10 protein-coding genes are annotated in these 13,140 nt (G+C 67.4%); 7 read left to right on the forward strand and 3 right to left on the reverse strand.

Annotated features, from left to right (window positions below; all coding sequences use genetic code 11):
* The 7 genes from G579_RS0108625 to G579_RS0108655 form a co-directional block, all read left to right on the forward strand.
* The coding region (locus tag G579_RS0108625; protein ID WP_028989864.1) for an IS5 family transposase at nucleotides 1-316 on the forward strand (316 nt) is incomplete at its 5' end.
* Nucleotides 317-359: 43 nt separating this feature from the next.
* Nucleotides 360-1,655 carry a carbohydrate porin gene (locus G579_RS0108630; RefSeq protein WP_051181253.1) on the forward strand — a complete coding sequence of 432 codons (1,296 nt, stop codon included), beginning with the start codon at nucleotides 360-362 and terminating at the stop codon, nucleotides 1,653-1,655.
* 53 nt (nucleotides 1,656-1,708) lie between these two features.
* On the forward strand, nucleotides 1,709-3,682 hold the full coding sequence (locus tag G579_RS0108635; protein ID WP_028989866.1) for a hypothetical protein: 1,974 nt from the start codon (nucleotides 1,709-1,711) through the stop codon (nucleotides 3,680-3,682).
* 360 nt (nucleotides 3,683-4,042) lie between these two features.
* Nucleotides 4,043-4,408 (forward strand): DUF2325 domain-containing protein, encoded by a 366-nt coding sequence (locus G579_RS16715; RefSeq protein WP_051181254.1) that lies wholly within the window; start codon nucleotides 4,043-4,045, stop codon nucleotides 4,406-4,408.
* Nucleotides 4,378-4,917, forward strand: a complete 540-nt coding sequence (locus G579_RS0108645; protein WP_028989867.1) for an FMN-binding protein — start codon at nucleotides 4,378-4,380, stop codon at nucleotides 4,915-4,917. The genes G579_RS16715 and G579_RS0108645 overlap by 31 nt, the downstream gene beginning before the upstream one ends.
* Nucleotides 4,914-5,654 carry a PepSY domain-containing protein gene (locus G579_RS0108650; RefSeq protein ID WP_028989868.1) on the forward strand — a complete coding sequence of 247 codons (741 nt, stop codon included), beginning with the start codon at nucleotides 4,914-4,916 and terminating at the stop codon, nucleotides 5,652-5,654. Before G579_RS0108645 ends, G579_RS0108650 begins: the two co-directional genes overlap by 4 nt.
* On the forward strand, nucleotides 5,651-6,562 hold the full coding sequence (locus tag G579_RS0108655) for a lysophospholipid acyltransferase family protein (protein WP_028989869.1): 912 nt from the start codon (nucleotides 5,651-5,653) through the stop codon (nucleotides 6,560-6,562). The genes G579_RS0108650 and G579_RS0108655 overlap by 4 nt, the downstream gene beginning before the upstream one ends.
* An 85-nt stretch (nucleotides 6,563-6,647) precedes the next feature.
* Here G579_RS0108655 and adeC read toward each other — a convergent pair whose 3' ends face one another.
* From adeC to G579_RS0108670, 3 genes are read right to left on the reverse strand one after another with little or no spacing between them, the layout of a single operon-like run.
* Nucleotides 6,648-8,099, reverse strand: coding sequence for an AdeC/AdeK/OprM family multidrug efflux complex outer membrane factor (gene adeC / locus G579_RS0108660; protein ID WP_028989870.1), 1,452 nt, complete (start codon nucleotides 8,097-8,099; stop codon nucleotides 6,648-6,650).
* On the reverse strand, nucleotides 8,096-11,242 hold the full coding sequence (locus G579_RS0108665) for an efflux RND transporter permease subunit (protein ID WP_028989871.1): 3,147 nt from the start codon (nucleotides 11,240-11,242) through the stop codon (nucleotides 8,096-8,098). The genes adeC and G579_RS0108665 overlap by 4 nt, the downstream gene beginning before the upstream one ends.
* A 15-nt stretch (nucleotides 11,243-11,257) precedes the next feature.
* Nucleotides 11,258-12,463, reverse strand: a complete 1,206-nt coding sequence (locus G579_RS0108670) for an efflux RND transporter periplasmic adaptor subunit (RefSeq protein ID WP_028989872.1) — start codon at nucleotides 12,461-12,463, stop codon at nucleotides 11,258-11,260.
* Nucleotides 12,464-13,140: the final 677 nt, after the last annotated feature.

Here is a 13,140-nt window from a genome sequence, read left to right on the forward strand (position 1 = left end):
GGTCGCCGACATCGAACAGGCCGCAGCACTGATCCAGGATCAGCCGGCCGAATTCATCGTGGCCGACAAGGGCTACGATTCGGATGCCTTCGTCGAAACAATTACGACGCAGGGCGGTCAGGCGGTAATCCCGCCGCGTTCCAACCGACTCAACCCCCGCTCGTTCGACCGGCATATCTACAAGAGCCGCAATCTGATCGAGCGTTTCTTCGCTCGCATCAAGCAATTCAGACGCATCGCCACGCGTTACGACAAGCTCGCCCACTCCTTCCTGTCGTTCGTCCATCTGGCTTGTTCCATCGTCTGGTTGGCTTGATTGAGAACAGACCCTAATAACTTTTTCATGTGAGGAAATGCTAATGAAGAAACGTGCCATTGTGGCCGCCATCGGCCTGGCGCTCGGCAGCCAAGGCGCGCTGGCGGCCGATGCCAGCGTGGAGCAGAAGATCGAGATCCTGCAGCAGGAAATCGAAGCCCTGAAGGCCCAGCTCAACACCAGCGCCCAGCCCGCCGCCGGCGCGCCGGCCGCACAGCCGCAAGCTGCCGCTGCCGCTGCCGGCACCGGCCCGAGCCTGCCCGGCCATGCCGCCGGAGACTACTGGGAGCCGCGCCTGCAGCAAAGCCGCACCGTCATCGGCGGCTACGGCGAGATCAACTACAACAATTACCGCGACTCCAGCAAGAACGACGTCCTTGACCTGAAGCGCTTCATCCTCTTCTTCGGCCACAACTTCAACGACTGGATCAGCCTGCGCTCCGAGCTCGAAGTGGAGCACGCCTTCGTCGAGGGCGGCGAGGACAGCGGCGAGGTGGCCATGGAGCAGGCCTACCTGAACTTCCATTTCAGCGACCGCTTCAACCTGCGCACCGGCTTGCAGCTCATGCCCCTGGGCTTCCTGAACGAGACCCACGAGCCGCCCACCTACTACGGCGTGGAACGCAACGAGGTGGAAACCCGCATCATTCCCTCCACCTGGCGCGAATTGGCCGTCGGCCTGCAGGGCGAGGCGGTGCCGGGGCTGGAGTACAACGTGGGCGTGAGTACCGCGCCCGACGCCAGCAAGTTCGGCAATCCCGCCAACGGCTTCCGCTCCATGCGCCAAAGCGGCGGCCAGGCCAACGCCAACGAGTTCGCTGTCTACGGCGCCCTCAACTACCGCGGCCTGCCGGGCCTGCTGGTGGGCGGCGGCGTGTTCACCGGCAACACCGGCGGCCGCAAGGACGCGGCCGGCAACTCGCTCGTCGGCGGCGACGCCCGCCTGACCCTGTGGGATCTGCATGCCCAGTACAACTGGCAGAACCTGCAGGTGCGCGCGCTCTACGCCCGCGGCACGCTGGACGATGCCGGCGCCATCTCCGCCGCTACGGCGAGCACCGCGCCCAAGGCCTTCTACGGCTGGTACGTCGAGCCGGCCTACACCGTGTGGCGCAAGGGCGACATGCGCCTGACCCCCTTCGCCCGCTACGAGCGCTACAACACCCAGGACGAAGTGGCGGCGGGCCTCGTGGCCGATCCCAAGAACGACGAGCGGGTGCTCACCTATGGGGCGAGCCTCTACCCGACCCGCAACGTGGTCTTCAAGGCCGATTACCAGGACTTCGACAAGGACGACGCCAAGGACCGCTTCAACCTGGGCGTGGGCTACATGTTCTGAGCGCCGCGGCAGGGGCCGGCCATGCCGGCCCTTTGCTTTCCAAGGATAATCCGATGCCTGCCACACACGCACTTCGCCTTTCCCTGCTCGCCGCCCTCGGCGGGCTGACGCTGGGCGGCTGCCAGACGGACGGGACCGACCTCTGGAACGGCGGCGGCCAGGACCAAACGCCCCTCGCGGCCGCCACGGGCCTGAGCGGCGCCTACGTCTCGCTGGCGAGCTTCAGCAATCCCCAGCCCAACATCCCCGCCCAGTGCTACATAGAAACCTCGGGCGGCACGCAGAATGCCTGCGTTTACTGCCACACCAACGGCTTGGCCGAAGCCAATCCGCCCCTGGGCAACAACAACGCCCAAGGCGACTTGCAGGTCGCCTACAGCTTCGCGCCCGGCCTGAGCGTGAATCATTGGGAAAACACCCTCTTCCCGGAAAAGCTGCGGGCCATGGCCGCGAGCCTCGGCGTGAATCCGGACGCCTGGGACATGCAGGCCTACATCCGCCAGGACAATTGGTCGGAGGCCTATCAGGCGCGCGGCGCGGCCCTGGCCTGGAATGCCGGCAACGGCGCCCTGCGGCTCTTCCCCGCCCTTGATCCCGCCGACCTGCCCGCCCGGACGGACGGCTTTGTGCGCAGCAACGACCCGCAGCACGGCTACTTCCATGACGGCCAAGGCTGGAACACCGGCTGGCGGGCCCTCAACTTCATGCCCTACGGCATCTTCACGCCCATGACCGGCAGCGTGTCCGGCGTCTACATCCGGCTGCCGCAGCGCTTCATGCAGCGCGCCGACGGCAGCTACGACCTGACCGTCTACCAGCAGAATCTCGATCTGCTGGAGCGGGCCATCCAGAACCGCCTGGCCGGCGGCGATCCCGGCCACTACTACGGCGCCGCCGCGGACGTGGCCGTGCGCCCGGGCCTGTATCCCCTCGGCACCGAATTCGCGCATCCGCTGCATTACGTGGACGTGGCCGCCGACGGCAGCGATCCCGTGGTCAGCCGCTTTCCCGGCACCCGTGCCCAGCGGGTCAAGGAAATCCGCTACATGTACAAGTGGCAGGACTTCGATCCCGCCCGGGCCCCGGCGGGCGGCGCCGAGGAGGAGGAAGGGCCGGGCAGCGTGCTCGTCAACGCGGAGCAGGGCTGGATCGACAACGGCGCCGGCTGGGTGCTGGCCGGCTACATCGAAAACGCAGCGGGCCGCCTGCGGCCGCAGACTGCCGAGGAGCTCATGCAGTGCTTCGGCTGCCACAGCGGCCGGGGTCAGGGCGGCGGCTTCAAGTCCGGCGTCGGCAACACGGTGGACAGCACCTGGGCCTTTCCGCGCAAGTTCGCCGGCAGCCTGGGCTGGCAGGAGATGAATTACCTGGGCTACCGCCACGATCCCGCGGCCGCGACGAGCGCCACTCCCGGCATTGCCGGCCTCGGCGATCCCTTCAACCGCGGCAAGGGCAAGGGCGAGTTCCGTTATTTCCTGGATACGGTGGTGGGCGCCAGTCTCTATGGCGACATGCCGACACCCATCGAGCAGTACCTGAGCGCGCGCATCCGCGCGGCCAACGGCTACAGCGCCGACTGGCCGGCACTGGACGCCAGCGATCCGGAACGTTTGCTGGCGGCCCAGCGGCTGCGCCAGCAGCTCATGCGCGAGCTCACGGCGCGCGGGGAGCATCTCGATGGCAGCCGCCATATCGCCGGCGCGCTGCTCTATCCGCCGCAGGAAGCGGCCCTGGCCGGCGCCGCCCGCTACCGGCAGGTGGTGGCCACCCAGCGCTATACCCTGGGCAAGGACGTCTTCGCGGCCACGCCGTTCACCTATCGCTACTACCGCCCGGCGCGCTACGCCTACACCCATGCCGATGGCAGGCCCTATGCCCAGGGCGAGATCATCACCGACCGGCCGGTGGATGCCGGCGGCGCCGGCCAGGTGCCCACCTTGATTGCTCTGGCGACGGAGGCGGAAGGCGGTACCTTCAATACCGACTACCAGCCTTTCCTGGCCTATCCGAGCCGGTTCGAACCGTAGCAGGCATCGCCAAGGCGGCTGGGGCACCCAGCCGCGAAAACACTGGATCGGAGCGGCGGCTTGCGGACCGGGCAGGGCCGACGATCGCATCGCGAGCCAGCTCGCTCCTGCATCCAAGCGTCGCGCCGTGCTGCGCGGCACAACGCCGCGGCGGCCGCCATGTTTCCCGCCTGCCGAAACGAGCTGGCTCGCGATCCCGGTGAGTGGGATCGGCATCCATGCGTCGGGGCGCGCGGATCAGGCGTAGCGAGGAAATGGATTTCCGGCAGGACCACGGGGCGCCGCAGTCAACCTGCATGCATGCGCCCCGTTATTTGACTCACAACTGATAATGCTTATCATTCATTTAAGGAGATCGCCATGCACGCTGTCCTTGTCGGCGCCGACCAGCTCGGCAACATCCCGAAGGTGCTGCAGCGCTTCGGCATTCGCATCGAGGCGCACATCAGCGGCCGCGACCCGGCGCATCAGCGCAAGCTGCCGGGGCTGCCGCGCCGCGCCAACCTGGTGGTACTCTTTACCGACTTTCTGGGCCATAATGTGATGCGCCATTACCGGCAGCTGGCCCAGCGCGCGGGCGTGCCGGTGCTGGCCTGCCGGCGCTCGGCCGCCTGCCTGGAGCAGGAGCTGCAATGCGCCCTGGGCCGCGTGCCGCGCGCCCGCTCCGACAACGCGAACGGAAACCAAGATCTGCCATGCGCCCATTGCCCGCATCGTACCCGCTGATCCTGCTGCTTTTGCTGGGCCTTCTGGCCGCCCTGCCGGCCCGGGCCGGCAGCCAGGTGTATCTCAGCCCCGAGCAGTTCCTGAGCGAGACCTTCGGCGGCAGCGTGCCGAAGCCCGCCGTGCTGTGGATCACCCGGCCCATGCAGGCGGAGCTCGCCGGCATCCTGGGCCATCCGCCCAGCCAGTTGCGCCAGCGCTACTGGAGCGACGGTCAAAAGACCGCCTGGATCCTGGAGGAGATCGGCAAGGAGGAGCCCATCACCGCCGGCTTCGTGGTGGGGCCGGATGGGCGCATCACGACCAGCCGCGTGCTCATCTATCGGGAATCGCGCGGCATGGAAGTGCGCTATCCCGCCTTTCTTCGCCAGTTCAACGGCGCCGGCCTGAAGGCGGATCGGCACCTGGACCGCCAAGTGGACGGCATCAGCGGCGCCACCCTGTCGGTCTGGGCCATGGAGCGCATGGCGCGCGCCGCGCTCTATCTGACTCAGCAAACCCGCGCCAAATGAATGCCCGCTTCAAGTGGCTGCGCCTGACCCGCCACTGGCATGCCCGCCTGGGCGTGCTGGCGGCCGTGTTCTTTCTGATCCTCGTGATCACGGGCGTGGCCCTGAATCACACCGAGACGCTCCAGCTCGACCAGCGGCGGGTGCAGGCCGCCTGGCTGCTGGACTGGTACGGCCTGCAGGCGCAGACGCCGCAGCAGGGCTTCGTTTTCAGCGACGGCTACTTCGCCTGGCAGGCGGGCACCTGGGTGCTGGATGGCCGCGTGTTGGGCCGCGATCTGCCCGCGCCGGTGGGGGCGGTGCAGGCGGACGGCATCCGCTACCTTGCCGACGCCCACGGCCTGAGCCTCTATCAGCGCGACGGCCAGCGGGTGGACCGCCTGGACGCCACCACGCTGCCGGCCACCCCGATCCAGGCCCTGGGCCTCGGCGGCACGGCAGTGATCATCCGCACGCCGCGGGGCGATTTCGCCAGCAGCAATGGCGGCCTCGACTGGACCGCTTGGCGGGACGGGACGGTGCAGTGGAGCCGCCCGGCGCCCCTGCCGGCCGGCCAGCGCGCGCAAGTGCGGCAACTGCTGGCGCCCAGCCTGCCGCTGGAGCAGGTGCTGCTGGACCTGCACAGCGGCCGCCTTTTCGGCCGCTTCGGCCCCTACCTGATGGATCTCGCCGCGCTCGTCCTGCTGGGGCTGAGCCTGAGCGGCGCCTGGATCTACTGGCAAAGCATCCGCCGCCCGTGAGCGAAGCGACCGTTTCCCGCCGCCACCGTCTGGAAGCGGGGCTGGCCCGGCTGGTGCTGGCCGTATCCGCGCGCCTGCCCGCCGCCCTGCGCAGCCGCCTGGGCCGCGGCCTCGGCCATCTGGTGCGCGTGACCCTGCGCCGCCCGCGCCGGATCGCCGCGCGCAACCTGGCGCTGTGCTTTCCGGCGCTAGACGGCGCAGCGCGCGCTGCGTTGCTGCGCGAGCACTTCTGCCAATTGGGCGAGGCGGCCCTGGAGCTGGGTTTCCTGTGGCGCGGCGCACGCGATGACTTCGAAAGGCGGGTGCAGGTGGAGGGCATGGAGCACTGGCACGCCGCCCGCGCGCAAGGCAAGGGGGTGATCTTTCTGAGCGCCCATCTCGGCAGCTGGGAAAGCTGCGTGCTCTACGGCAGCCTGCTGGGCCGTTTCTCCGCCCTGTACATGCCGGTCCACAATCCGGCCTTCAACCGCTTGATGGTGCAGGGCCGCGAACGCTTCGGCACGCAGTTGATCCCCAAGGACCGCGGCCTGCGTCCGCTCCTGTCCGCCCTCAAGCGCGGCGAAACGGTCGGCATGCTGGCCGATCAGAACGTGGACCCCAGCGAAGGCGTCTTCGCGCCGCTCTTCGGCATCCCGGCCAGCACCAGCTACACGGTCGCCCGCCTCAGCCGGCGCACCGGCGCGCCGGTGATCAACGCCTTCTGCTACCGGCTGCCCCATGGCCGGGGCTTCCGCCTGGTCTTCCGGCCCATGCCGACGGACTACCCCAGCGGCGACGACGTCCGCGACGCCGCCACCATGAACGCCATCCTGGAAGCGGCCATCCGCGAGGCGCCGGCGCAGTACTGGTGGGTGCACCGGCGCTTCAAGGATCAGCCGGCGGGCCAGCCGGATCTGTATGCGGATTGAGCTCGGACGCTGTCCATAGCCGCAGCACAGTTGATCGCGGGCAAGCCCGCGCCTACGGGCAGGCGCGGGCTTGCCGCGCCGGCCGTCAGCCGGCCGGCGCGGCGCTGGCCTGGGTATGCTCGAACCACCCGCCGCCCAGGGCTTTGTAAAGGTTGACCTGGCCCACCAGCTGGTTCAAGCGGACGTTGAGCAGGCCCTGCTGCGCGTTGTACAGGGAGCGCTGCGCGTCGAGCACCGTGAGATAATTGTCGACGCCCTGCCGATAGCGCAGCTGCGCCAGCCGGTAGTAATCCTGGCTGCTCTTGACCAGATCCTCCTGCGCCTGCAGCTGGCTGGCGTAGGTCGCGCGGGCGGCCAAGCCGTCGGCCACCTCGCGGAAGGCCGCCTGGATCGCCCGCTCGTAGCGGACCACGTTGATGTCCTTCTGAATGCGGGCGACGTCCAGGCTGGCGCGCAGGCTGCCGGCGGTGAAGATGGGCAGGCTGATGCGCGGCGCGAAGGTCCAGTAGCCGGAATTGTCGCCAAAGAGACCGGACAGCTCGCGGCTGGCGGTGCCGGCGCTGGCGGTGAGGCTGATGCGCGGGAAAAAGGCCGCGCGCGCCGCGCCGATGTTGGCGTTGGCCGCTTTCAAGGCGTACTCCGCCTGCAGGATGTCAGGCCGCTGCTGCAGCACCTCGGCCGGCAATCCGGCCGGCAAGGGACGCAGCAGGCCATCCTGGGCGAGATCGCGCCCGGGCGGCAGATCGGCCGGCAACGGCGCGCCGAGCAGCAGGGTCAGCGCGTTCTCGTCCTCGGCCACCTGGCGGGTGTACTGCGCCAGGTTTGCCCGCGCGGCCTCCAGCGCCGTCTGCGACTGGCGCACGTCCAGGCCGGAGGCTACCCCGGCCTGGAAGCTCTTCTCGGTCAGCTCGTAGGATTGCTGATAGGCGGCCAGGGTGTCGCGGGTCACCTGCAGCAGTTGCTGGTCGGCCTGCCAGGTCAGATAGGCGTTGGCCACCGCCGCAATCAGACTGATCTGCGCACTGCGGCGGGCCTCCAGCGTGGCGAAGTAGTTCTGCAGGGCCGCCGCCTCCAGGCTGCGCACGCGGCCGAAGAAGTCCAGCTCATAGGCGGTGAGGCCGAGAGTGGCGGTGTACTGGTTGTAAGTGATGCCGCGACCGCTTATAAACGGCGAAAAACTTGCCGGAATATGCTGGCGCTGGCCCTGGGCATCGGCGCTGACCGCGGGAAAAAGCTCGGCGCGCTGGATGCGGTAGGTCGATTGGTAGAGCTGGACGTTCAGGGCCGCCTCGCGCAAGTCGCGATTGTTCTCAAGGGCGATCTGGATCAGGCGCTGCAGGCGCGGATCGGTGAAGAACTCGCGCCAGCCCAGCTGGGCCGCCGGCACGCCGCCGGCGTCCGCTGCCGATGCCTCATAGGCCGGCCCCTGCGGCCAGGTCTGGCTGACCGGCGCCGAAGGCCGCTCGTAGCTCGGGATCATGGAGCAGCCGGACAACGCCAGGGCGGCCAGGCTCATGGACAGTGCGATTTTCTTCATGCCCCTTCCCCTTCATGCTTTGCGGCTGCGGCCCGACGCGCCTTGCGGTGATCGACGCGCCGGGTGACCAGCACGAAGAACAGCGGAATCCAGAAAATCGCCAGGAAGGTGGCGGTCAGCATGCCGCCCACCACGCCGGTGCCGATGTCGCGCTGGCTGCCGGCGCCAGCGCCGGTGGCGACGGCGAGCGGCAACACGCCGAGCACGAAGGCCATGGAGGTCATGATGATCGGCCGCAGCCGCAGCCTCGCGGCCTCGACCGCCGACTCGAACAGGCTCTTGCCCTGCTTTTCATGCAGCACCTTGGCGAACTCCACGATCAGGATGGCGTTCTTGGCGGTCAGGCCCATGGTGATCAAAAGGGCGATCTGCAGGTAGATGTCGTTGGACAGCCCGCGCAGCCAGGCGGCCAGGAACACGCCGAGCACGCCCAGCGGCACCGCCAGCATCACCGCGAAGGGGATCGCCCAGCTTTCATAGAGCGCGGCCAGGCTCAGGAAGATCACCAGCAGGGACAGCCCGTAGAGCAGCGGTGCCTGCGAGCCGCTCATGCGCTCTTCATAGGACACGCCGGTCCACGCGACCTTCAAGCCCTGCGGCAGTTGGCTGGCGATCTGCAGCACCCGCTCCATGGCCTGGCCGGTGCTGAAGCCCGGCGCCGGCTCGCCCATGATCTCGACCGCGGGAAAGCCGTTGAAGCGTTCCAGCTTGGGCGAGCCGTAACCCCATTCGCCGCGCACCAGGCTGGCCAGGGACACCATCTGTCCCTGCTCGTTGCGGACGTACCACTTGTTGAAATCCTCGGGATTCATGCGCGCGTCCGCCTGGCCCTGCACATAGACGCGCTTGACCCGGCCGCGATCGATGAAGTCGTTGATGTAGCTCGACCCCCAGGCGGTGGACAAGGTCTGGTTCAGATCCGCTTCCGAGACGCCGAAGGTACGCAGCTTTTCATCGTCGATGAGCAGCCGGTACTGCGGTTCGTCATTCAGGCCATTGGGACGCACGCGCACCAGATCCGGGCTTTGCGAGGCCTGCATCAGGAACTGGTTGCGCGCCGCCATCAGGGCATCGTGGCCCAGGCCGCCCTGATCCTGCAGGTAGAAATCGAAGCCCGTGGCGTTGCCGAGCTCCAGCACCGCCGGCGGAACCACTGCGAAGACCATGGCGTCCTTGATGCTGTGCAACGCTTTCATGGCGCGCTCGGCGATGGCGGCGGCGCCGTTCTCCGCACCCGGGCGCTCCTCCCAGGCCTTGAGCTGGACGAAGCCCATGCCGGCGCTTTGCCCGCGTCCCGAGAAATTGAAGCCGCTCACGGTGAAGATGCCCTTCAACGACTTCGCCTCGTTTTTCATGAAGTACTCGCGCATCTGGTCCAGCACCGCCTGGGTGCGCTCCGCGGTGGAGCCGGGCGGCGTCGTCACCTGGGCGAAGATCACGCCCTGGTCCTCCGGCGGCAGGAAGGCCGAGGGGACGCGGTGGTACAGGAGCGCCACGGCGCCCACGATGACCAGGTAGAAAGCCATGAAAATGGCCCGGTGGCGCAGGATGCCGGCCACGCTGCGCTCATAGCGGTCCACGCCGTGATGGAACTGGCGGTTGAACCAGCCGAAAAAGCCCCGCTTCTCCTGATGCTCGGCATCGCTGGGACGCAGCAGGGTCGCCGACAGCGCGGGCGTGAAGATCAGGGCCACCAGCACCGACAGCACCATGGCCGAGACGATGGTGATGGAGAACTGCCGGTAGATGGTGCCGGCGGAGCCGCCGAAAAAGGCCATGGGCAGGAAGACCGCCGACAGCACCACGCCGATGCCTACCAGGGCGCCCTGGATCTGGCCCATGGACTTGCGGGTGGCCTCGCGCGCCGAGAGCTTCTCCTCGTGCATTACCCGCTCGACGTTTTCCACCACGACGATGGCATCGTCCACCAGCAGGCCGATGGCGAGCACCATGGCGAACATGGTCAGGGTGTTGATGGTGTAGCCGAAGGCCGCCAGCACGCCGAAGGTCCCCAGGAGCACCACCGGCACGGCGATGGTGGGGATCAGAGTCGCCCGGAAACTCTGCAGGAACAGGAACATCACCAGGAAGACCAGCACGATGGCCTCGGCCAGGGTCTTGACCACCTCGTGGATCGAGGCGCTCACCACCGGCGTGGTGTCATAGGGAATGACGATCTTTGCGCCCGGCGGCAGCGACGGCTCCAGGCTGGCGATGGTGGCGCGCACCGCCTTGGCGGTGTCCAGGGCGTTGGCGCCGGTGGCCAGGCGCAGGGCCATGCCGGACGAGGGCATGCCGTTGTATTGCGCGTTGATGGCGTAGCTCTCGCCGCCCAGGCTCACCTCGGCGACGTCCCGCAGGCGCACCTGCGAGCCGTCGGGATTCACCTTCAGGAGGATCTTGCCGAACTCCTCCGGGGTGCTCAGCAGTGTCTTGCCGATGACGGTGGCGTTGAGCTGCTGGCCCGGCATGGCCGGCAGGCCGCCGAGCTGGCCGGACGCGATCTGCACGTTCTGCGCCCGGATGGCCGCGGCCACGTCGCTGACCGTCAGCTGATAGTTGTCGAGCTTGGCCGGATCCAGCCAGATGCGCATGGCGTACTGGGTGCCGAAGACCTGAAAGTCGCCCACGCCGGGCGTCCGGGCAAGCGGATCGCGCAGGGTTGAGGCCACGTAGTCGGACAGATCCTGGCGGTCCATGCTGCCGTCGGTCGAGACCAAGCCGATCACCATGAAGAAATTGCGCTGGTATTTGGCCACGCGCAACCCCTGCTGCTGCACCGCCTGCGGCAGCATCGGCAAGGCCAGCTGCAGCTTATTCTGCACCTGCACCTGGGCGATGTCGGGGTCCGTGCCCTGCTCGAAGGTGACCAGGATGTTCATGCTGCCGTCGGAATTGCTTTCCGAGGAGATGTAGCGCAGCCCGTCGAGCCCGTTCATCTGCTGCTCGATGACCTGCACCACCGTATCCTGGACGGTCTGCGCCGAAGCGCCGGGATAGGTCACGCTGATGGAAATGGCCGGCGGCGCGATGTTGGGATACTGGTTGATCGGCAGGTTCAGGACGGCGAGGGTGCCGCCCAACATGATCAGAATGGCGATCACCCAGGCAAAGATGGGCCGGTCGATGAAAAAGTTCGACATGAGGAAATTGCTCCCTTATTGGGCGCTGCGGGCCATGGACGCGGCCGGGCCGGCCTGTCCCGGCGCCGCCGGTCCGCCCACGTTGGTCGCCGGCTTGACCCGGACCACGTCACCGGGATGGATGAACTGCAAGCCTTCCGTGATCAACTGATCACCGGGCTTCAGACCCTCGCTGACCAGCCACATGTTGCCCACGGTGCGCTCGGTCTTGAGCACGCGCTGCTCCACCTTGTTGCCGGGGCCGACCACCAGCGCGGTGGGCTCGCCCTTGGGATTGCGGGTAACGCCCTGCTGCGGCGCCAGAATGGCCTGCTCGCGCACGCCCTCCTGCAGGCGGGCGCGCACGAACATGCCGGGCAGCAGCAGGCGGTCGGGATTGGGGAAGACCGCGCGCAGCGCCACCGAGCCCGTGCTTGGATCGACGGTGACTTCGGTGATCTCCATCTTGCCGTCCTGGGCGTACTCGCTGCCGTCCTCCAGGACCAGCCGGACCTTGGCCGCGCTGCCGCTGGCGCGCTGCAATTGGCCGCTTTCCAGCTCGCGGCGCAGGCGCAGCAGTTCGGTGGCGGGCTGGGAGATGTCCACGTAGATGGGATCGAGCTGGGTGACGGTGGTCAGTGCCGTGGGCTGATCCGCGGTGACCAAGGCGCCCTCCGTGACCAGCGAGCGGCCGATGCGCCCGCCGATCGGCGCCGTCACGCGCGTGTAGCCGAGATTGATCTTCGCGCTCTGCACCGCGGCGCGGGCCTCGCTGATGGCGGCCTCGTTCTGGCGCAAGGTGGCCTGCGCGTCGTCGTATTCCTGCCGGCTGATGGCATTGACGTCCACCAGCTGCCGGTAGCGCTCCACCTTGAGCTTGTTGGATGCCAGCGTGGCCTCGGCGCGCGCCAGCGCCGCCTGGGCGCTCTTCAGCGTCGCCTCGAAGGGAGCCGGGGCGATTTGATAAAGCGGCTGGCCGGCCTTGACCTCGCTGCTTTCATGGAACAGCCGCCGCTGCAGGATGCCGCCCACCTGCGGCCGCACCTCGGCAATGCGATAGGCCACGGTGCGACCGGGCAGCTCCGTGCTCAGCGTCACCGTCTGCGGCACGATCCGGACCACGCCGACTTCCGGCTGCATCTTCGGCGGCCCGGCGGGCTTGTCGTCCTTGCCGCAGGCGGTAAGCGTGAGCGCTCCCAGGAAAAGCAGGGCGGGAGTGAGGTGTGCCGACTGGATTCGCATAGGGTCGTCCTTGCTGAAAGGGGCCGATAACTGCTTGCACGGGGCCGCGCAAGCACGAGAATGACGAAAAGCCCGACAACGGGCCAAGCGAAGCCTGGCCGCACCTCGCCCGACCTGCGGCCGGGGAACGCGCCCAGGTCCTAGGACAACAAACCTTCCAGGTTTTCTCCTGCCGGGCTACAACTCGACTAAAAGGCGTTGACTGGCCGGCATGCCCGGCAGGTAATTCAGTACTTGGTCATTTTCAGATGCGCCATTTTAGTTAGCAAGCTAACTTTTGTAAAGGGGTGACTCTGGACAGAGTCTAATCGACGCCAGACCAAAGCGTGAGCCCGCCTGCCGTAAAATCGGCTTGCCTCCCTTCGGCAAAGTTGGGCCGCTGGAGCAGCTTCAGTTAAAAATCAGATGCGTGAGGAGCGACTTTGATCCGCAGGAGTTATACGTAATGGGCCGCGAACACCTCTATACGCGCTGCTCTCACCAGCCTCTAAGCGCGGCAACAGAACATGGAGGCCAACGGGGCAGGAATCAAGGGAATATCGAGCGCGCGCGTTTGCTCGCGCCAAGACGGGGGCCGGCAAAAGGCATGGACGGAGCGTGCCAAAGCCATGCGCAGGGCTTCTTCCTGCCCTTGCAAGTTTCAGAACTGGGGGCTATTAGAGCACTATCCCCGGAAA

The sequence above is a fragment of the Thermithiobacillus tepidarius DSM 3134 genome (assembly GCF_000423825.1).
Taxonomy (GTDB): Bacteria; Pseudomonadota; Gammaproteobacteria; order Acidithiobacillales; family Thermithiobacillaceae; genus Thermithiobacillus; species Thermithiobacillus tepidarius.

Bases quoted from the DNA above. Each gene is read 5' to 3' on its own strand.
- G579_RS0108630 (WP_051181253.1), top strand. From the start codon at position 360: ATGAAGAAACGTGCCATTGTGGCCGCCATCGGCCTGGCGCTCGGCAGC.
- G579_RS0108635 (WP_028989866.1), top strand. From the start codon at position 1,709: ATGCCTGCCACACACGCACTTCGCCTTTCCCTGCTCGCCGCCCTCGGC.
- G579_RS16715 (WP_051181254.1), top strand. From the start codon at position 4,043: ATGCACGCTGTCCTTGTCGGCGCCGACCAGCTCGGCAACATCCCGAAG.
- G579_RS0108645 (WP_028989867.1), top strand. From the start codon at position 4,378: ATGCGCCCATTGCCCGCATCGTACCCGCTGATCCTGCTGCTTTTGCTG.
- G579_RS0108650 (WP_028989868.1), top strand. From the start codon at position 4,914: ATGAATGCCCGCTTCAAGTGGCTGCGCCTGACCCGCCACTGGCATGCC.
- adeC (WP_028989870.1), bottom strand. From the start codon at position 8,099: ATGAAGAAAATCGCACTGTCCATGAGCCTGGCCGCCCTGGCGTTGTCC.
- G579_RS0108665 (WP_028989871.1), bottom strand. From the start codon at position 11,242: ATGTCGAACTTTTTCATCGACCGGCCCATCTTTGCCTGGGTGATCGCC.
- G579_RS0108670 (WP_028989872.1), bottom strand. From the start codon at position 12,463: ATGCGAATCCAGTCGGCACACCTCACTCCCGCCCTGCTTTTCCTGGGA.